General features: G+C 32.9%; 17 protein-coding genes. 4 read left to right on the forward strand and 13 right to left on the reverse strand.

Annotated elements, in window-relative coordinates:
* Positions 1-3 precede the first annotated feature (3 nt).
* Together cas9 and GQ40_RS17910 are read right to left on the reverse strand one after the other, a co-directional pair.
* On the reverse strand, positions 4-4,164 hold the full coding sequence (cas9, locus tag GQ40_RS00750; RefSeq protein WP_047544872.1) for a type II CRISPR RNA-guided endonuclease Cas9: 4,161 nt from the start codon (positions 4,162-4,164) through the stop codon (positions 4-6).
* Between the two features lie 599 nt (positions 4,165-4,763).
* Positions 4,764-4,880: an HNH endonuclease signature motif containing protein gene (locus GQ40_RS17910; protein ID WP_410523951.1), complete on the reverse strand. Its 117-nt coding sequence runs from the start codon at positions 4,878-4,880 to the stop codon at positions 4,764-4,766.
* A gap of 792 nt (positions 4,881-5,672) precedes the next feature.
* Here GQ40_RS17910 and GQ40_RS00755 point away from each other — a divergent pair.
* The 3 genes from GQ40_RS00755 to GQ40_RS00765 all read left to right on the forward strand — a co-directional run bounded on the left by GQ40_RS00755 (position 5,673) and on the right by GQ40_RS00765 (position 8,180).
* Entirely contained in the window at positions 5,673-6,932 is a 1,260-nt protein-coding gene (locus GQ40_RS00755) for a tyrosine-type recombinase/integrase (protein ID WP_197052641.1), read from the forward strand.
* Between the two features lie 159 nt (positions 6,933-7,091).
* Positions 7,092-7,616 (forward strand): hypothetical protein, encoded by a 525-nt coding sequence (locus GQ40_RS00760; RefSeq protein WP_156115488.1) that lies wholly within the window; start codon positions 7,092-7,094, stop codon positions 7,614-7,616.
* 18 nt (positions 7,617-7,634) lie between these two features.
* Complete coding sequence (locus GQ40_RS00765; RefSeq protein WP_047544876.1) at positions 7,635-8,180, forward strand: hypothetical protein; 546 nt, start codon at positions 7,635-7,637, stop codon at positions 8,178-8,180.
* A gap of 507 nt (positions 8,181-8,687) precedes the next feature.
* Here the strand turns inward: GQ40_RS00765 and GQ40_RS00770 are convergent.
* The 5 genes from GQ40_RS00770 to GQ40_RS00790 form a co-directional block, all read right to left on the reverse strand.
* Positions 8,688-9,599 (reverse strand): helix-turn-helix domain-containing protein, encoded by a 912-nt coding sequence (locus tag GQ40_RS00770; RefSeq protein ID WP_047544878.1) that lies wholly within the window; start codon positions 9,597-9,599, stop codon positions 8,688-8,690.
* A gap of 9 nt (positions 9,600-9,608) precedes the next feature.
* Entirely contained in the window at positions 9,609-10,643 is a 1,035-nt protein-coding gene (locus GQ40_RS00775; protein ID WP_047544880.1) for an aldo/keto reductase, read from the reverse strand.
* A 505-nt stretch (positions 10,644-11,148) separates the two neighbouring features.
* A complete protein-coding gene (locus GQ40_RS00780) occupies positions 11,149-11,520 on the reverse strand; it encodes a DoxX family protein (RefSeq protein WP_047544882.1) in 372 nt (123 codons plus the stop codon).
* On the reverse strand, positions 11,507-11,947 hold the full coding sequence (locus GQ40_RS00785) for a VOC family protein (RefSeq protein ID WP_047544884.1): 441 nt from the start codon (positions 11,945-11,947) through the stop codon (positions 11,507-11,509). The genes GQ40_RS00780 and GQ40_RS00785 overlap by 14 nt, the downstream gene beginning before the upstream one ends.
* A 2-nt stretch (positions 11,948-11,949) precedes the next feature.
* Entirely contained in the window at positions 11,950-12,363 is a 414-nt protein-coding gene (locus tag GQ40_RS00790) for an SRPBCC domain-containing protein (protein WP_047544886.1), read from the reverse strand.
* Between the two features lie 138 nt (positions 12,364-12,501).
* Between GQ40_RS00790 and GQ40_RS00795 the strand changes: the two genes are divergently transcribed.
* Positions 12,502-13,479, forward strand: coding sequence for a GlxA family transcriptional regulator (locus GQ40_RS00795; protein ID WP_047544888.1), 978 nt, complete (start codon positions 12,502-12,504; stop codon positions 13,477-13,479).
* A 191-nt stretch (positions 13,480-13,670) separates the two neighbouring features.
* On the opposite strand, the gene GQ40_RS00800 is transcribed toward GQ40_RS00795, so the two are convergent.
* The 6 genes from GQ40_RS00800 to GQ40_RS00825 form a co-directional block, all read right to left on the reverse strand.
* Entirely contained in the window at positions 13,671-14,399 is a 729-nt protein-coding gene (locus GQ40_RS00800) for a hypothetical protein (RefSeq protein WP_047544890.1), read from the reverse strand.
* A 146-nt stretch (positions 14,400-14,545) separates the two neighbouring features.
* Positions 14,546-15,052: a hypothetical protein gene (locus GQ40_RS00805; protein WP_156115489.1), complete on the reverse strand. Its 507-nt coding sequence runs from the start codon at positions 15,050-15,052 to the stop codon at positions 14,546-14,548.
* 200 nt (positions 15,053-15,252) lie between these two features.
* Positions 15,253-15,654, reverse strand: a complete 402-nt coding sequence (locus tag GQ40_RS00810; protein ID WP_197052642.1) for a lysozyme inhibitor LprI family protein — start codon at positions 15,652-15,654, stop codon at positions 15,253-15,255.
* 193 nt (positions 15,655-15,847) lie between these two features.
* A complete protein-coding gene (locus GQ40_RS00815; protein WP_047544896.1) occupies positions 15,848-16,342 on the reverse strand; it encodes a hypothetical protein in 495 nt (164 codons plus the stop codon).
* Positions 16,343-16,577: 235 nt separating this feature from the next.
* Positions 16,578-17,993 (reverse strand): amidohydrolase family protein, encoded by a 1,416-nt coding sequence (locus GQ40_RS00820; protein ID WP_047544898.1) that lies wholly within the window; start codon positions 17,991-17,993, stop codon positions 16,578-16,580.
* Positions 17,994-18,255: 262 nt separating this feature from the next.
* Positions 18,256-18,900 (reverse strand): hypothetical protein, encoded by a 645-nt coding sequence (locus GQ40_RS00825; protein WP_156115490.1) that lies wholly within the window; start codon positions 18,898-18,900, stop codon positions 18,256-18,258.
* Positions 18,901-18,995 lie beyond the last annotated feature (95 nt).

Genomic DNA, 18,995 nt, shown 5'->3' on the forward strand with positions numbered 1-18,995 from the left:
TTTTTAGTATTCTCCTATTTGAACAATTTGACCTAAGTGATTTAGTCTTACTTTAATTAAATCTCTTAATCTTTCTGGCGAACGAATCCTTTGATAAGTAAAATCTAAATTATTATCAGAACTGGTTTCAAGATGATGTCTAAACCTATAATCTTTGGTGGAAATGCTTTGGACTCTAAATAGACATTGGCTGATCATAGAACTATTTATACCATTAATCAAATCAATTTCATTCAGATTAAATTCTTTAGATGGGAAAATGAACATTTCATTTTGCTTCATTGTGAACTTAAATTTCCAATTCAAATGAGCGTTGTACCCCTTAGCTATAATCGGTAAATTTTGATTAACTCTTTCTACGGCTTCATAGAGTGATACAACCTTCTCTTGTAACTTGCCTTTGTCATCCTCATAAATTGCGACGTGATGATTGTTACCAAGGCTCACATAATCTACGGGGATTTTTTTATCGAGTTCATCAAGAAGCACTTCTCCGACATGATCATTTTTATAATGGAGTGGCTCGGCATTGCTTACACCGGTTATGGTGACCCTTTTAATGGCAATTCCTTTTCCTTTGTTCTGCCAAATAGGTTTTTTATCTAAATCTGAAAAGGCTTCTTTTTCATTGCCGTTGTGTTTTGCTTTGCGTTGTTTAAGAATTTCTCGGATGCCTAGGTCAACTACTTTATCAATATTCAACCCTGGCGAAACGTCTTTTCTAATTGTAAAAATATCCTCAAAGCAGAGTACTTCATTTAAAGGCTCATCATTCCAAGCAAGAGGTTGATTTTTGAGCGTTTTTGTATCAAAAGCCTTTTTAGGATCGTTCTCAAATTGAGACAAATGTTTCAAAACCAATTCGCGTTGTCCAAAATGAATAATTTGTTGTACCTCTCCAATAGAAAAATTCTTGTTAATTTTGGTCGGCTTTTGTTTGGGCGCTTTAGATTTGCCATAGATGGTTGCTTCATGAAGCTGCCCTCTTGGCGTTAATTCTAAAGCAGTATTGAAACCACCATCCTTTTTGGTTTTATTTAAATTTCGAGTGACCACTTTATTTTTAGTTTTAAATGAAACCAAAATATCTTCTAAGTGCCTTTTGGCTTCACTTCTAAATTTAGGCATTGGTTTTATGAATTTTCGCTTATAGTTCCCTTTGTCATCTTCAAACTTTTGTGTAATTAGGGTTTCAATATTCTGGATAGTTTTATGCTTATCGTGAGTTTCGTCCCTACGAGCGTTGAGATTATTGATATATTGAATATGATTGTGAGTAGTGAAGGCTACTGCCAAAGCATCCATTGCATGATGCCTATGATCATTGCGTTTTGTCCAATCTTTTATTTTCTCAATTTTTTTATCATTTTTACGTTCCTCAATTTCTATAAGCCCTATCGCTCTATATTTTGGTAAATTGAGTTCTTTAAGCACATTTATGATTCCCCAATCCTCTCTAAGCCTGTCCGTGATTCTTCCTGTAGTAGGTGTTACCTCTTTAAAAACCTCTAGAAGCATTGTGCGTGATTTTTTTGCGATGTACTGACTGTTGCGCAAGTCTCTTTCTATAAAACCCTCTTTGATATCTTTAGCGCTTTTTAAAAGACGGTCTCGTTTGCCTCTACTTATAGGGCCTTTACCTTTATCATAAAGTCCTTCTACACGTTCAATATAGTTTTCTAACTCTGTATTTTTATCTTGTGTAATAAAATCAATCGCTGTGCGATTGGCTTTTTTTAAATTGACGTGGCGATAGGCCAATGTTTTGTTTGAAAAAGAGTCATCATATATCAATGCTTTGGGTAAGATATGTTCTATGTCAATTTTACTACTGAATAGATCCTGTAATTTAATTTGCTCATCTGAAAACAGACTTTTGTGTCCTCGAGGAGCGAGCTCGTTCCAAAGTTTATATTTAACAATATCATTTTTGGTAGGCGTAAAGCCAAATTGTTGTTGGATGGTTTTGGCAATGTCTAGATTGATTTTAGTGGCAGAATTAATGTACTTTGTTGTCTCTAAACGCTCTTTTGCTGATTTTTTTAGATCTCTCGCTAACTCAATCCTGATTTCATCGGGTTTTCCGTAAGTATCGCAAATTTGGTTTACCACGTGAATCATTTGATTAAGTATTTTCTCAACGACTGGGTTACGCAGACTATTTTTTCCTAAAATTTCTAATCGCTCCTTAAGTTCTCTTTTTTTATTTTCTTCGGAAGTTATGCTATTGGAATGATTGTATCCCGCTTTGTCGCAAGCCTCGTAATAATTAAAACCGTCCTGAAGATAAGGTAGGATTTTTCGAATGGCTCTTGCAGAAAGATTCCCATAATCATTGGGAAAACTAATATTAGCGAGCATAGCAGCATATACTGGCTCAAAACCATATTTTTGATGTAACTTTTTTTTAAGGCTCACATCAGAGTTTCCGTAAATTAATTTATCCTCTTCTGAAATGACCGTATCATCACCTGCGGAATAGAGTAAGTGCCATAATTCATAACTTGTCTGTTTGCTGTAAGTATTTCCTTGTAGAGTTCCGTCAAACTCTAATAAAGATGCATCAATACCAATGCTAGGAAAAACGGCTTTTAATTCTTCAAGAATTTCTGTTGCAGAATTTTCTTTCCAATCAATGCCGTAACCTTCTCTAGTAGCGATTTCCTGGTAAACATTAAAAAGTTTCTCGTTAGTTGTATTGCCCTTTATTCCTTCTTTAAAGTTGGTTTTCCATTCTTTTGTTGAAAGGCCTAATAATTTCAAAACTGAAGTTTCATTTAAATCTCCTCTCAAGTTCGCTTCTAAAAATAGTAGTTTTCTGTCCTCTTCATCAAGTTTAAAACTGGCGGCATCTTTGTCCGATCCATCTTTAGGGTTGCCAAAGTATTTAAATTCTAAATTGTTGATGTTCTGCCAAATCTTAAACTCTTGAAAAAGAGGGGATGATTTTGGTATAACTCTTTGTCCAATTGTTCTTTTTCGTTTCGTTTGTTTTACTTCATCAAAGTATTCTTGTTGCCAACTTTCAAACAAACAGAAACTCAACAGTCCCTTTTGAGATTTAAGAGGTCGCTGATAAAAAATGATGATATCTCTAATTTTAGCTTTTAATTCATCACTCAATTCTGGATGAAACTCTGCTTGGGTATTCCAAATCTGCTCAAATTCATCTAAGTAGTCCTGACGGTAAAATACTTGGTTTTTAAGAGAAGTATGCGGGTTTTTCTTTATTTGGTTGTAGAGATATTCTCCCACTGTGAGCTTATCGATATAAAGCTCTTTGCTTCGGTCGCTTATTTTTCCTAAATAACCACTTGTACCTTTGATATCGTTATTGATTTCTTGAAACACGATAGCAAGGTGCTCTAGACTTAATTTTTTAGATAACCCATCTTTACGCAGTTCGTAGCGTTTGATTTTTTGTTCATTTCGGTTTCCCTCTAATTTTATGCCTTCAATTTGAAATGGTTTTGAACAAATAGTCCATGTTTGCCCTTTATTTTTGCCCTTTAAATCCTGATAGAGTATTTGGGTAAGAATTTCTGGGTAATATTCTTTTTGTTTTGTCCAGATTGCATCAAATTCAGTTTTTAAATCAGATGGGTAAAAGTCAGGGATATGTTTTTTTTCTTGGGTCAATAAGTTGAACACATACTGTCCTGGCATCAATTTATTATCATAAAGAATTTTTGCAACAACCATCCCATCAATAGCAACACCATCATTTTCATCTTTAGATTTTCGGCTACTTTTATAGCCTCTTTTTTTATTAATGCCCAATAAAATTTTAGACAAATCTTCTAAAGAGACTTTTTTCCTAGCGGCTAATGCCCTTAATGCTATTGTTTGATGTGTAGTGTCTTTTCCTATTTCTGTAAGGGGCGTATTTTCGGTTATAAAGTTTTGCTTTTTTAATTCATGTATTAGAAAATCACGACGTAGTTGATACCTGTCTAGATTTCTACGCGCACCGCGCTTCAAAGTTCTATCAGCGTTTGTAGTGATAGGTTTACCTCCTTCAAAATTAATTTTTTCATCAACTGTTAGTGGATTTACCCGCACTCCTAGCTTTATAATGTTTGATTCTTCTTTGTTTTTAGACTCTTCTACAAGTGCCCAACCTATGCTTGTAGTCCCTAAATCCAATCCTAAAATTCTCTTCATAATATGTGTTTTGTGTAATATTGATGTTTTTTTTATTGAAAATGAGTGATGGCTCAAGCTTAATAAAAATCAAATGCTTATATTTATAATCTGAAAGCAATTCACAATAAGGATTATTCCGTTGTGTAAACATTCAAAGCGGCCCATACTTGTTGTGGGTCGCTTTTTTTTATTTAATATCGCTTAAAAAATTTTGTTCATAGTATTTTATAGCTAGCTCTTCATTATTCGAAATAGCGTAAATATTTCATAATTATTATTGCTTAACCAAAAAGGAAACTAAAGAAACAGGTGCTTATTAAAACAAATGCTACAGTCAATAACCTCATATTTTGATGAGTCAAAAATTACTTAAAAGGCCATTAATCTAGGGATAGAAAATAAAAGTAGGTCTTTTGAGTTAAAAACCAAGTAAATTTTAAAAAAAAATTAAGTGGCAAATAGAAAGAAGAAAAGACTGGAGACACATCTGTCTTAAAATGTTCTCTAATCCTAAAACGTCCTACTTGATCCAAAGTTCACTTAAAAGCACCCATAGGTAATCCTTTTAATATAATGTCTTAGTTGTATCAACTTTAAGCATCCGTGTAAGTACTTATTCAAAAAACAGATACAGACACGGTAAGGGTTTTTCCTTTATGTCGTTTAATGATTAATAGCTGCATATTGGAAGGGTCAGTTCTTCCTCCTATCGATAATATAATAATATGATCAATTTCGTACCCATAAGGCGTCTTTCATATCCTCCTAATTTTAAAAAAAAACTTTTATTCTTTTTTCACCTTCAATTTTAGACTAAATATCTTTGAGTTTTTTCAGTGTTCTTGTTCGTCGTAATTCTCTTCAACCATATATCTATCTTTAATCCAAATCAACCATGTTTTGAATACTGTTGCATCTCCGCTATTTGATCATGATCTTTTGTAATTATAAGTTGCAAAGCTCTTTACTGTCTTTACATTCTTTTTGATTGGTAGGAGAACTTAATTCTTTTAAAGATTTTTTTTTTGACAATTATTTTTAACTAATTGCATTTTTCTATGATTTAATAAGTAGTTGTTAGTTATAAAAGATAACCTTGTTCAGGAAAGTAATTTTAGAGGTCGGATTAATTTTAGATTAGAAAGAAGCCATTATGCGTATCAAATCTGAAATAGGAATTATAGGAAAAGCGTATTTTGAAATATTTAAGAATTTGATAGCGCATTTAATATTCAGAATAATCCATGCGTCAATATGATATTTTGTGTTATTTTTGAAAAGAAATATACTAATCGCAGTACACGATTCCGTACACGATTTTAGTGTCATAGGGTAAATATAGCGTAAAATTCGAGGTGTTTTCAAACTCATAACCCGAAGGTCACTGGTTCGAGTCCAGTTCCCGCTACTAGATGTAATTCGTTTCAAATCAATGGTTTTGTTTATTCAAAACCATTTTTTTTATGTTTAATTTAAATTGTTATCTTGCAAATGAACACGGAAACGAACACGGTTCAGAACACAGTTTGCAAAAAAAGAAAAATTTTTCGTCCCCAAAAATCTATATTGCCAATGGGAATTTAAATAAGCGTTGGCACGTCCATTACTCTTATCGAAATCCAGATACCGGAAAACTCCAGCGCATGAACAATATCTATGGCGGTGCCAATAGATATACTACTAAAGAAGACCGCCTCGCCATTTTGAACGTTTACAGGTCCAAACTCTTAAGTTTATTGAAAGAAGGTTTTAATCCCTTCGAAGATAACACAAAGCGATACCAAGAGCGTGAGGATGGAAAGTCGAACAAAGGCCCGGTAAACGGTAACAAAACGCCTAAGAAACCAGTTGATCCTGAAACAGTAGATGAATCTATTACGGTCGCAATGCCTTATGATGAAGCGTTCAAAATAGGTTTAAAATATAAGGAAAAACTTATCAGTGACACAACAAGGCGGAGCTACGAGAATCGGTTGAAGAATTTTTTGCTGTGGGTCGAGAAGAACCATCCCGAAGTGAAGACAATTACGGACATTGATAAAAAAATAGTAATTGATTTTTTGAACCATATCCTGGACAAGACCAGTCCCAGAAACCGTAATAATTACAGAACAGATTTAAGCAGTATCATGCAGGGATTGGAGGACAATGACATCATACAGTCTAATTTTATAAAAAAAATACCTGTTCTAAAATCTGTACCACAACGAAACAGAACATACTCACGGGAAGAACAGAGAACTATTTTCGAACATCTAGAAAAAACGGACGAAACCCTATTGCTCTTTATAAAGTTCATCTCCTACAATTTTTTGAGACCCATAGAGGCCTGTAGATTGCGTGTGGGCGATTTGGACATCAAAAATAAGCGCATACAGTTCAAGGCAAAGAACAGTCCATTGAAAACGAAGATCATTCCCGATATTCTATTACGGGATCTCCCAGATCTTTCCAAGATGAACAAGGAGCACAGTTTTTTTACGCCAGATGGCATAGGTGGAGTATGGGATGCAGAGCTGAGCAATAAAAGGGACTACTTTTCCAAACGGTTCAAGCGGGTCGTCAAAGACCCATTTAATTTGGGAGCGGATTATGGCCTGTATAGCTTCAGGCATACATATATTACAAAATTATACAGGGAACTCGTAAAGGGCTCGTCACCATTTGAGGCCAAGAGTAAACTGATGCAGATAACAGGACATTCTTCCATGAAGGCACTTGAAAAATACCTGCGTGATATTGATGCTGAGTTTCCTGATGATTATTCTGAATTAATAAAATCCTAAATCAGTATATTGGAAAAGCCCTTAAAAGATAAGCACGGTGAATTAATACATAAATTGTATAAGCCACTCATATTCTACTTACCTCGGAAGCTGTGGGCTGATCTGGATATCAAGTGGATGGATAAGGAATTCGATTCCGTTTTCGATACTGTCATCATAATGCGTGAGAACGGGGATAATTATATACTTGATAATGGTGCGTCAAGTTTTTATGTGTTGGGCAAAACTTCATCCTTGGATGAAAACATCTATGAGCTACTGGATATGAAAGCTGAGCTAAGCCCTAAAGCTTTCCATTTTCTTTCCGAAAGATATTCCCTGAGCGCTGCATTTTACAGACATGTGTCTAATTGGATGGCAGAGCACCTCAAGGAGGATGTTCTCAATTGTAGTGAAGAAACCATAAGATCATTTGAGATCCAGAAAGAAGCATTTGACAAACATTGGGATTATATTCAGGAGCATTTCCCTGTTCAGGATCAAACAAAAGATTATTTTAATGACCCTCAATTAAACATAAAAAATATATTTGATATACCTGATTTTGTAACTGGTGACAAGTCACGGACAGAGCGTATATTCAAGAAGCTAGCGAAACCGAAAAGCAACGAAAAGAAAATACTTATTACAGAAGATGAGGCTGAGAGGTTCCTCCTAAAAACTGTGTTTAACTTACAATTATAGTAATCTAAATCGACATAAATGAATACTAAAAAATCAATCGCGGATGAAGATACAACGCTTAACTTTAGAATTTCGAAATTATTAAAAGCGAAAATTATAGCCAAGGCTGAGAAAGAGAATGTAACCAGTTCCAAATATCTTCGTGATCTATTGGAATCTGTCCACGATGGAAGTTATTGTGACCAATATAAACTAAGATCGGAACGAGAAGACTTTTTGTTTTCAAGGGAGTTTTTACAGTTGATAGTCTGGATCTATAAAAAACGCGAAAATAGTAAGCGTGAAGTAGAAAAAAATAGTTTAGAAGGTTATGTCAAAACATTAAAAAGAATTGATAAGTACCTTCCTGAAAATTTAGTGCGGGAGTTTGATAAAGTTCTGAATAATTTGCTTTTTGTTAGAGTTGGGGTGGGTTATGATGGGGATCATTTTGAATTTCATAAGTCCTACAATAATGACAAAAAATTCAATTGCGATGAGTTGGAGAAATTTTTATTGAATGAAAACGTGTTGGAAGATTTTATTGAATGGGGAGGGAGTCCCAAACCAAGTATTCTAATATGATAAGATGCTATAATTATTTGTAATAAATCCTGTGATAATTTTGTAATACGAAAATATCACAAATACAAAAAACGACTTTAAATATTGTTTTTGATAACAGATAGTGCTATAAAATGGTTCATAAAGGTACTGGCTATTTTAAGCTACAAGAAACAATGGTGTTTGTATTATGTGATACAAAATATAAAATTGGTTTTGTTGTTTGAGTTGTTCATGGTGTTAATTCAAAAAAATGGGATAGACGATTTTTTGTTTTTTTTATTGTAGATCTCAAAAAAAAACCGAAAAAAATAAACTGGATTTTTAATTTAAAAGTCTTGAATACCGTCTGATTACTTTGTCATTTTTGTATATAGTTGTGTTAAATTATGTAGCCTTTATTCAGGACGTGTCACATTAAAGTTAGCAAATAAATTACAGATAGAAAGTCCGCGAGGACTTTCGTAAATTGGCAGAAACCAGCAATTAATTTTATACGGTGTTAGCTATAGTAGTTTTCGCATTTTTTTAATTAAATGAATTTCGATATTCTAAAGGCGATAAATCTGTTTTGCTTTTGAACAATCTATTGAAAGATTGAGAATGTTCAAAACCAAGTTGAAAAGAAATTTCGCCAATCGATTTTGAAGTTGTGGTTAAATATTCTTTAGCCTTTTCGATAAGTTTAGAATGAATATACTGTTGCGTATTTTGTCCTGTTACAGTTCTTAACATATCACTCAAATAATTTGGTGAAACGTTCATTTCGCTCGCAATACTTTTCACAGTTGGTAATTGAGCTTGTAAATTTTCATCAAATTTTTTTGATAACTTATTTTCGAAAATGGCGAGTAAATCTGTACTCGCCATTTTTCGAGTGATAAATTGCCTATTATAAAAGCGATTGCAATAATTGAGTAATAACTCAAGATTTGAAACAATTACATCTTGACTATATAAATCAATCGTAGAATTATATTCCTCTTGAATGTTTTTCACTAAATTTTCTATGATTTGTTCTTCTTTATCTGAAAGGTGCAAAGCCTCGTTTACACCATAGGAAAAGAAACCATAATTTTTAATTATTTTGGACAAACCATAATTTGCAATTAATTCTGGATGAAACAATAACGACCAACCGTCTTTATTTCTTTCGCCTTTTTCGTCTATCGACAAGACTTGATTTGGCGAAAGAAAGGACATTGTACCTTCGTCAAAATCGTAATGACTTTTCCCATATTTTAATTGACCTTGAAAACTTCTTTTGATTGTAACATTGTAAAAGTTAAGCACCATTTTTTGATTGCCTAATTCCGTTTGTTCTCTTTCTAGGGAATGGTCAATTAAAGTTATCAAGGGATTTGTAGGTTTTGGTAATCCTAAAATCTGATGCAATTCTGTTATTGAATTTACGACTTTTGGTCTGTTATTATTTTCCATAATTTTTAGCTACGATAAAAAATCTTGTCCGTTACTTCTGTCTGCGGTCATTACTTCAACCACATTCCTTGGATATTCGATTGGCAAAGTACTCACTTCATCCAATTTCTGTAATTCTTCGGCGGTAAATTCAATGTCCACAGCATTTAAATTGTCTTGAAGTTGTGTCATTTTTGTAGCACCAATAATTATACTCGAAACAACTGGCTGGTGTAACAACCAAGCCAAAGCTAATTGAGCAACTGAAACTTCTTTCTTCTCTGACATTGGATGTAGAATATCTAAAACATCAAACGCTCTTTCTTTATGAAAAGGCTCAAATGGGAAATCGTTCAAACGCCCTTTCTCGTTATTTCCGTCTCTTTTGTACTTTCCGGTTAAAAGTCCACCACTTAAGGGACTCCAAACCATTAATCCTACTTTTTGGTCTTGTAATAACGGAATCATTTCACGTTCTAAATCTCTGTTATCAAGTGAATAATTAGCTTGCAAAGAAGCAAATTTCTCTAAATTATTATAGGTTGAATGACCTAATGCTTTCATTAAATGCCAAGCCATAAAATTACTTGCGCCAATGTAACGAACCTTTCCGCTACGCACTAAATCATCCAAAACTCTTAAGGTTTCTTCAATTGGAGTTAGTGGGTCAGACGTGTGTAATTGGTAAAGGTCGATATAATCAGTATTCAGTCGTTTTAGACTTTCATCAACTTGCTGTATAATGTGCTTTCTTGACAAACCTCTATCGTTTTCTCCTTTGCCCATACTACCTCTAACTTTTGTAGCCAAAACGAGGTCGTCTCTTTTAATAGAAAGGTTTTTGATTGCCTTTCCAATCATTACTTCTGAAAGTCCTTCTGAATAAATGTTGGCAGTATCGATAAAATTTACTCCTGAATCGACTACCGTTTTAATTTGCTCGTCAACTTCTTTTTGACCTAAATCGCCCATATAGTTGAAAAATCCTTTTCCGCCATAATTCATAGTTCCCAAACAAAGTGTTGAAACTTTTAATCCTGTATTTCCTAAAATTTTATAGTTCATTTTTTTTTCGTTTTTGTTCTCTGCAAATTTCACAGATTATTAAAAACTAAATGTAACTATATCAAGTTGTCTTGTAACCGAAATGAGGTTTTTGCCTAAAGTTTGAAGATTGCACGGACCTTTTTTACCATTACAGCTAACGGTTACGTATATGAAATGTTGCGTGTTTGAGTACGAGGATTTTCCGAAGGAAAATCAGATGCAAGCAATCAAAGCAACTCACATTGGTTAAGCACAAAATAGCAATTTTTTATATACAATGTTAGCGGTTCGTTGTTTCTCTTGTTATTCTATTTTACCTTTGAATGTTTCATAAATTACCATTGGGTGTCCGTGTCCTAATTCAAATCCTCTGAGTCAATTCGTAATTTCTGTGCTTTCGTTTTAGGATTAAGTTTTCTGTCTATAACAAGCTCATTTTGCTATGCAAATTTTTTAAAATCTCCAGACGTCTTTCCTTTCTTGGTTTTTATATTGTGTGTTTATGCTAGAAATGACATGATATCTAATTTAAATTTGTATTTAGTTTATGATAGTAAATATAAGAAACGACTAAAATTGCTAGTATAACTAATGGAAAAAAGGTCTGTCCACTCAACCCATCAACTGCTCCGTTACTTATGGTTGCAAAGAGGAAGTTAAAAGTAAAACCTGCATAAGCCCATTCTTTCAATCTTTTAGGAACCTGTGGAATTATTAACGCCAATACGCCTAAAATTTTAAAGATAACTAATGCCATTCCAAAATATTCAGGATACCCTAAATGTCTTATTCCTTCTTTCGCTAATTCTGTTTGCGAAGTCAATGCGGGCATTACTCCCTCAAATAAAGCGATGATTATTGTCGCTGTCCAAAATATTATTTTATTTTTTTTCATTTTTTAGGCTATTACATTGATTTTTCTCATCATAGTTTAACATCCAATTGTTGCCGTATTTATCTGTTAGGTCGCCAAACAAAGCTCCCCAAAAAGTAGTTTCAATTTTATGATGTGCTACTCCTTCTCTTGACAGCTTTTCAAAAGTGTTTCTGATTTCTGCTTCACTGCCGCAATTAATTACCATAGAAGTTGCATTGCCTTTAACAAGTCCTGTTTCTGGTGTCATATCAGAACCCATAATTACAAACGCATCAGTTGTGAGAGTGGAATGCAAAATACATTTTTTCATTTCCTGTGGCATTTTGTTTGCCATTGGTGAACTTTCTACAGGTTGTAGCATTAAGTCACCACCCAAACATTCTTTATAGAACGTCATCGCTTCGCGGCAATTGCCATCGAATGTGAGATAAGAATTGATTTTCATTATTAATTGTTTTCTGTATAATTCTTGAAATTTGTTAAGATAGCCTGCCAACCTTCTCTTTGCATTTCTATAGGGTTTTCTTCTTCAGGGTCAAAAGTTATTATGACTTCTGTCTGTTCTCCCATATCGTTAAATTCTACAGTAGCAGTTCTTCCCCCAAACTCATAAGTAAAGCTCTTGCGTTTTGAAATTTCAGTATAAACTGCTTCAAAGTCAAAACCATAACTACCATCTTTGGCCTCCATTCTGGCTTTATATGTACCACCTACACTCAAATTGTTTTCTGCAGATGGGCAAAGCCAACTTGGGTCTGCAAAGTTCCAGTTTACAATATGACTCGGCTCATTGTAATAATCCCAAACTTTGTTTATTTCTGCGTCAATGATTTCTGTAACTTTAATTTTTGAATTGCTCATTATATTTATTTTTAAAATTAATAATACAAAGATGCACCGTTCTTTAAAAATAGATGATGTAGAATAATGACAACTAAAGGGTGATTTACGACATGTTTTAAACTTGTATTTGTAATTTTACTTAAAATAGGTTGAAAAATGAAGCGAGTTAGCATCCTTGTCCCTGAAAATTCTGTTATGCAGGCCATAGCAGATCCACAATATCTATTTTCGGCAGTCAATCAATTTATGGTTGTGAGTGGTAGAAAGCCATTGTTTGATGTGCAATTAGTTGGTTTAAAAAGGCAAGTAAAATTAAACGAAGGTTTGTTTTCTGTAAACACTTCTCAACTCTTAAAGGATATTGAGACAACAGATTTAATAATAATCCCCGCACTATTCGGTGATATGAAAACCGCTATTGCATCCAATAGCAAACTTCTACCTTGGATAAAGGACCAGTATAAAAAAGGTACAGAAGTAGCCTCGCTATGCGTGGGTGCATTTCTGTTGGCTTCTACAGGTTTACTAAACGGTAAAAAATGTTCGACACATTGGGGTTTTCAAAATGAATTTCGTGAAATGTTCCCTGAAGTTGAAGTCGTAGAAGGGCATATTATAACCGAAGAAGAACGACTTTATTCTAGCGGTGGCGCAAACTCGTATTGGAATTTATTACTTTATTTAACCGAAAAATATACGGATAGGGAAACGGCAATATTGGCTTCAAAATATTTTGCCATTGATATTGACAGGGATAGTCAAGCTACTTTTGCCATGTTTCAAGGTCAAAAAAACCATACTGATGAATCTATTAAATTAGTTCAAGAATATATTGAAGCTAACATTCAAGAAAGAATCACGATTGACCAGCTGGCCGATTTGGTCTCATTGGGCAGACGAAGTTTTGAAAGACGTTTTAAAATCGCTACAAGTAATTCGGTATTGCAATATATTAATAGAGTTAAGATTGAAACTGCCAAACGATTTTTTGAAACCAGTCGAAAAAATATTAATGAAGTGATGTATGACGTGGGTTACTCAGATACAAAAGCATTTCGAACCATTTTCAAAAAAATTACTGGTCTTACTCCAATTGAATATAGAAATAAATATAATAAAATGTCAGTTGAATAGTTTTTCTGTGTTTTATATTAAAGGTTAATTGAAATGTTCTTTTCAATGACCGCTAACGTCTCTGTGTATGGTTTGTTGCGTTGGTTTAAGCACGTAATTTAGCAAATAAAAACCGAATAGAAAATCCGTGAGGATTTTCCAATTACACACAGACCAAGCAATGAATTATACACAATGTTGTACACCGTTTTTTATTCATTGTATTCAATTCTATCGAATCCCTTAAATTCTGTTCGTTTCATTTGAACACAATTGTTTACTATTAAATCAAATTCGGACGCTTTATTTGTTGGAATAATTAACTCTTGAAACAAACCGTTTTCGCTGTAATATTGTAAATAATAGATGTTCTCATGTTCTGTTTTGGTAATTGAAAACATCGCATTTTTTTCGCCATTTTGCCTTTTAGCTTTTAATTCAATTTTTATGTCCTCATCAGATAATCTTATTAATTGATTTATTGCATCAGCATGAGATTCTAGTGGACCGTAAAAATAGATTGCATTTTTTGTGATTTCTATTCTTTTGTCGATTCCATCACATCTTTGATATAATATAAATTCACCGTTTAGTTTCCTTATTGTTGTCCAAAGAGTAGGAAAATTTTGTAGGTCAATCTCGTTTAAGGTTTTGTTTTTTGATAAAGTATTACGATAAAAGTCCATAACATCATTTTTCTCATTTTGAGGTTCCCAAGAAATTAATTTTGAATAGAATTCAGAGTTTCTTGTGGTATCAATAAAAAGCTGATGTTTTGAAAGGTCAAGACTTTTTGGATTATTCCTTTCCACAATTGTATCCAAGTCAATTTGCCAAGCAGGAATTTCAATCGGTTTACTTTCCGCTTGTTGTGGTTCGGTTTTCTGTTTACAAGAAGCTAGAATCCCTAATAATGTTGCTACGTAGATTGTTTTTCTCAAATGGTGTATAACGGTTTTGTGAATGATTAGTAGGATGTTTTTAAATAACTAATTTACTAAATAAAGCACGAACGGCGAAATTCCGAAGGAATTTCGCAAGTGAGCTACAACTGGCAATTAATTATACATGGTGTTGGTTACAGAATTTATTTCTTTACCATTTCTTTTAGAACCATTTCTTTCAATCCGTTTTTCAAATCCTCATAAACAATCCCATTTTTTGGATTATTTGATTGATATATTATGAAGGCGGATTTTACACTATTCCTTTTGTTTTTTAATGTCACTTCATATTTTTTGTTGTCAACTTCATATTCAAAAAGATGAACATAAAAAGACGACTCTTGATTCGGTTTAACTTTTTCACTCATTTGAAGTTTGCCATGAGTAATTGTTCCGTTTGAGAGAATGTCAATAATCCGTTGTTTTTTATATTCCCATTGTATAAGTGTTCCGATAAAAATTATTTGAAATACTATAGCAATTCCTTCCCAAAAGAAACCTTCTGTAATCAAAAATTTTGGTTGCGAACTAAATAAATCATAATTAATTATCAGGAAAATTATTCCAACAATTATTAGAAGATAGTTATTCCTATTCAGGATTTTTGCGATTTGAATTTTATTGGATAAGCGTATTTTTCCTGTTTTCAATATTTTGGTTTTAAATTGTTGGCAACGATTTTGTATTTGATATGAGATGTGACGTGTCTCGGCACAGACCTTTCCTGATAAAAATTGATTTTGGGAAATTGTTTCGCCAGTTCGCTTCGCTCGTATCGCAGTCTCAAGGCGTCGGGATTCCAAGTGTGGACTGACCAAGCCATAGCTTATGTACGTGTTGTACATAGGCTTTAGTTTGTAATAGCATCAATTAAACTCTTCAAATGGTCTGTCCTTTCTTGGTTTAGGGAAAATTTCACTAATCTTCTTTCTACTGGGTAATCTTTAGACATGAAATCTAAAACATCCATAATCATTTTAGACTGCGCATTTCTATACTCAATCCATTTTTCTTGAGAATGTATTACCGCTTGGTTATTGTCTGTGAGGTTTAATAATTTCTCATAAGTAGAAATCATCTCTAATTCTGATTTTTTATTAGCTTCTTCTATACATACAAACGCTTTTTTAACATCAAATGGAATTATAGAATCCATACATTCGTTTAATGAATCAGCAATAATAGAGCCTTCTGTTGCTTCTTGCGAAAAGATTAGTGAAGGTAATAATAGAAGAAGAATGAGTGTTTTCAAATTCATATGGTTGTTTTATTGGTTTTATTCAGCTGTCTTGTGCTACAAAGTTGTTATGTATGGTTAATTAGGTGTTTAAGCAACTAATTTAGTAAACAAAAATGAACTCGATTAAATTTTGAAAGAATTCTCCAAATAAGCAAGGACCCAAGCAGTTATAAATAAACGGTGTTGTAACCTGTTTTTTAATTTTTTAAAACCACAATAAACTTGAAAAAAATAAAAAAATAACAAATAATATAAACCCAATACTTATTAAAACGTTAACCCTTTTTTTTGTTATCGACCAAGTGTCAAATTCCTTAAAATATTTTAAATACGTGTCATTTTTAAATACAGCGAAATAGCAAATTAAATAAGCTATTATACCAAAAGCAATGAATAAGTATTTAGGTAAAATTAAGTCAGAATTTTTCATCAGAATAATGGTTAGGCTGATAATCATTATAAAAATTAGCCCAACAAGCCAGCCTCCGATATAATTTAAGCTCAATCCGTTTTTTTGATTAGTCCAAAAATCATCCAAATATTCTTTTGTGTTATCTATTCCATATTTTGTTTTCATTCTCATTTTAACAGCTGGTATTCTGTATAATAGCAGAGCAGGATTTATTTTGTTAAATAGAAAATGTATTTTTTTCTCAATGAGATAAAGGCAGAAGTGTAAAATATTTAATCCTCTTTTCATTATTCAATTACATTTTCTCAAATGGTGTACAACGTCTCCGTATATGAAACGTAGCGTATAAATAAACGCTAACTTTTCAGATTATACACGAGCCTAATTTTTATTTTTTATGTTTATCTTTCATTTTTTAAATATACAAAAATAAAAATTTGGCGGACTTAATAAATAACCAAAAACCTTTTGAAAAGCCTGTAATAGCTATGTTTATATACATTGTTAGGCACAGTTTTATTCACTAATATTCTCCCCTTTTATTCCAATCAAAATCATCTTTCTTTAAGTCATTTTCTTTTGCTAATTCAGAAAGCATATTGTCAAGCTGTTCTCTTGAAACCCATTTTCCATTGACGAAAACACCTGTGATTTTCTTGGTATTATTGATGTTTTTTAAAGGATTTTCATCAAGTAAAACTAAATCTGCAAATTTTCCTTTTTCAACTGTTCCTATCTTGTCATCAATTTCTAACCATTCTGCCGGTAAACGAGTTGCAGAAATCAAAACTTCGTTTGTAGTTAATCCTGCATCTACTAAAAGTTTCAATTCGTCGTGTAGAGAAAAACCCCAAACGATTCCAGATGTTCCAGAATCTGTTCCTGCAACCATTGGTACTCCTGCGTTTTTGAATTCTTTTACAAGCTTAATGTGAAAATCGACAAGTGAGTCAAAATATGCTACACGTTCGGGTGATGTACCTTTATTATATTGGTTTGAGACTATCCATTTGCTTTGCATTAATGGATGAACATATTTGAAGCTAGATAAATTTTTGACACTATCGAGTGAACGTGCTTGTTTTGCAATGTATACTAAATTAGATAGGTTTGGCGTAACCCAAGTTCCATTATCTTTGGCTAATTTTGCAAACTCTTTAGCTACTTCATTTGTATATTTATCTGTCTGACTTGAAAATTCCTCTGCGTGTGCTACCATACCAAAATGAGGTACAAAAGCATCTTTTGTGTTACCTTTGAAGATTGTTGGAATATGACCAATAACTTTCATTTTTTGTTTACTTGCCTCATCAATAATAGCTTTGTAAGTCTCAGCATTTAAATTAGAATAAACTTTAATAAATTCGTAGCCTTGTTGCTTAGCGAGTCTCACAGTTTGTCTTCCGTCATTAGGTGTATTTGCAGTATTTCCAGACTCGCCACCATCTACCAAATAAGCTAAAGCAATCCGTGGACCAATGACTTTGCCATTGATAATTTCATTTCTTTGTCCAAAATGCTCTACTCGACCACTAAGTTCAAAAGTTGTTGTAACTCCATTTGCAACATAGAGCAACATAAAATCTTGATTATCCATAAATAAGGTTGCACCTTTTGTAGGATAATTTGAACTCATTCTTACATCCGCAAGATTATGAACGTGCATATCAATTAGACCAGGAATTAGCCACTTATCCGTTCCGTCTATTGTTTTAGCATTTAATGGAATGGAATCATTTATTGATAGTATCTTCTTATTACGAATTACAACGGTCGCTTTTTCAATGACTTTATTGTCCTCTGTCATTGGAATTATGTTCACATTTCTTATGACATATGTAATATTACCTTGTTTATTTTTATTTAATAGTGATTGGTTTTGAGCATTCAAATTGAAGTTGATGGTGACAAGAAGAATTAGGATTTTTAAGAATTTCATTATGATTTTTGATTGATGATTGTCCTTAAAAGACGATAAATATGAGAATTTGTTACAATCTTGGTCAAATTTTGCCTAACGGTTTAGCTATGAACAGTACGGGAGCAAACTAGCGTTTGCTTTCCGCCACGCACATAGCAAAATCTTTTTGTTTTGTTTTTTCTTTTCCTGTCCAAAGCAAAATCCAAAAGATTTTGCGGACTCCATAAAAATACACAAACCTTTCGATTAAGCCTGAAACCCGTATTGTTTATAGGTTTTGTTATCTGCTGGCTTTTTCCACGCTGTTTAGTTCAGCTATTAATTCCACCGTACGTTCTTTTACTTCGTTGGAAGAATGAGCACAACAAAATCCTTCTTGAATTTTCCAACTACGGTATTTGTATAATTTATTATTTAATTCTAATTGATAGTCGCCAATTTCAACTAAGTGTTTGTCCGTTTGCTCAGAACCCAATAGGATTCCTGAGTTAAATTTCATTTCCGTTTCAGGTAAATTTGTATTAAAATCTGATGATGTTAACAGAATTCCATTTTTAGGAATTTCTATAGTTTTAGTCCATGTGAATGGATTTATAGAAAGTCCTTTTTCATTTTCAACTCCATAAACTATCGAAACATATTCTTTTTCAAAATTATCAGAGATTTCTAAGGTTTGAGTTCTTTCTCCGTAATAATATATAAATCCGATTACGCTAATAATTGCGAGTTGTATTAAGAATATTTTTCCTAAACCTACTTTGGCCTTTTTTAGAAAAAAGTCGATTAAAAATGTTACAACTGCCAAAATCCCAATGTAGATAGCTGCAAATGTTCCCCAACCAGTTTCGTCCATAAATAGCAAATAGATGCATAACAATATTGCTCCAATTGCGATTATCAAAAATGGTGTGAAAAATCGTTTCATTTGTTTTTTTGAGCTTGCAGATAACGGTCTAGTGTATGATTTCGTTGCGTGTTTAAGCACTAAAGTTAGCTAATAAATCACAGATAGAAAGTCCG

Origin of the sequence: Psychroserpens sp. Hel_I_66 (assembly GCF_000799465.1) — a bacterium.
Taxonomy (GTDB): domain Bacteria; phylum Bacteroidota; class Bacteroidia; order Flavobacteriales; family Flavobacteriaceae; genus Psychroserpens.

Coding starts and splice junctions, on each gene's coding strand:
- cas9 (WP_047544872.1), bottom strand. CDS start 4,164: ATGAAGAGAATTTTAGGATTGGATTTAGGGACTACAAGCATAGGTTGG.
- GQ40_RS00760 (WP_156115488.1), top strand. CDS start 7,092: ATGCGTGAGAACGGGGATAATTATATACTTGATAATGGTGCGTCAAGT.
- GQ40_RS00765 (WP_047544876.1), top strand. CDS start 7,635: ATGAATACTAAAAAATCAATCGCGGATGAAGATACAACGCTTAACTTT.
- GQ40_RS00770 (WP_047544878.1), bottom strand. CDS start 9,599: ATGGAAAATAATAACAGACCAAAAGTCGTAAATTCAATAACAGAATTG.
- GQ40_RS00775 (WP_047544880.1), bottom strand. CDS start 10,643: ATGAACTATAAAATTTTAGGAAATACAGGATTAAAAGTTTCAACACTT.
- GQ40_RS00780 (WP_047544882.1), bottom strand. CDS start 11,520: ATGAAAAAAAATAAAATAATATTTTGGACAGCGACAATAATCATCGCT.
- GQ40_RS00785 (WP_047544884.1), bottom strand. CDS start 11,947: ATGAAAATCAATTCTTATCTCACATTCGATGGCAATTGCCGCGAAGCG.
- GQ40_RS00790 (WP_047544886.1), bottom strand. CDS start 12,363: ATGAGCAATTCAAAAATTAAAGTTACAGAAATCATTGACGCAGAAATA.
- GQ40_RS00795 (WP_047544888.1), top strand. CDS start 12,502: ATGAAGCGAGTTAGCATCCTTGTCCCTGAAAATTCTGTTATGCAGGCC.
- GQ40_RS00815 (WP_047544896.1), bottom strand. CDS start 16,342: ATGAAAAGAGGATTAAATATTTTACACTTCTGCCTTTATCTCATTGAG.
- GQ40_RS00820 (WP_047544898.1), bottom strand. CDS start 17,993: ATGAAATTCTTAAAAATCCTAATTCTTCTTGTCACCATCAACTTCAAT.
- GQ40_RS00825 (WP_156115490.1), bottom strand. CDS start 18,900: ATGAAACGATTTTTCACACCATTTTTGATAATCGCAATTGGAGCAATA.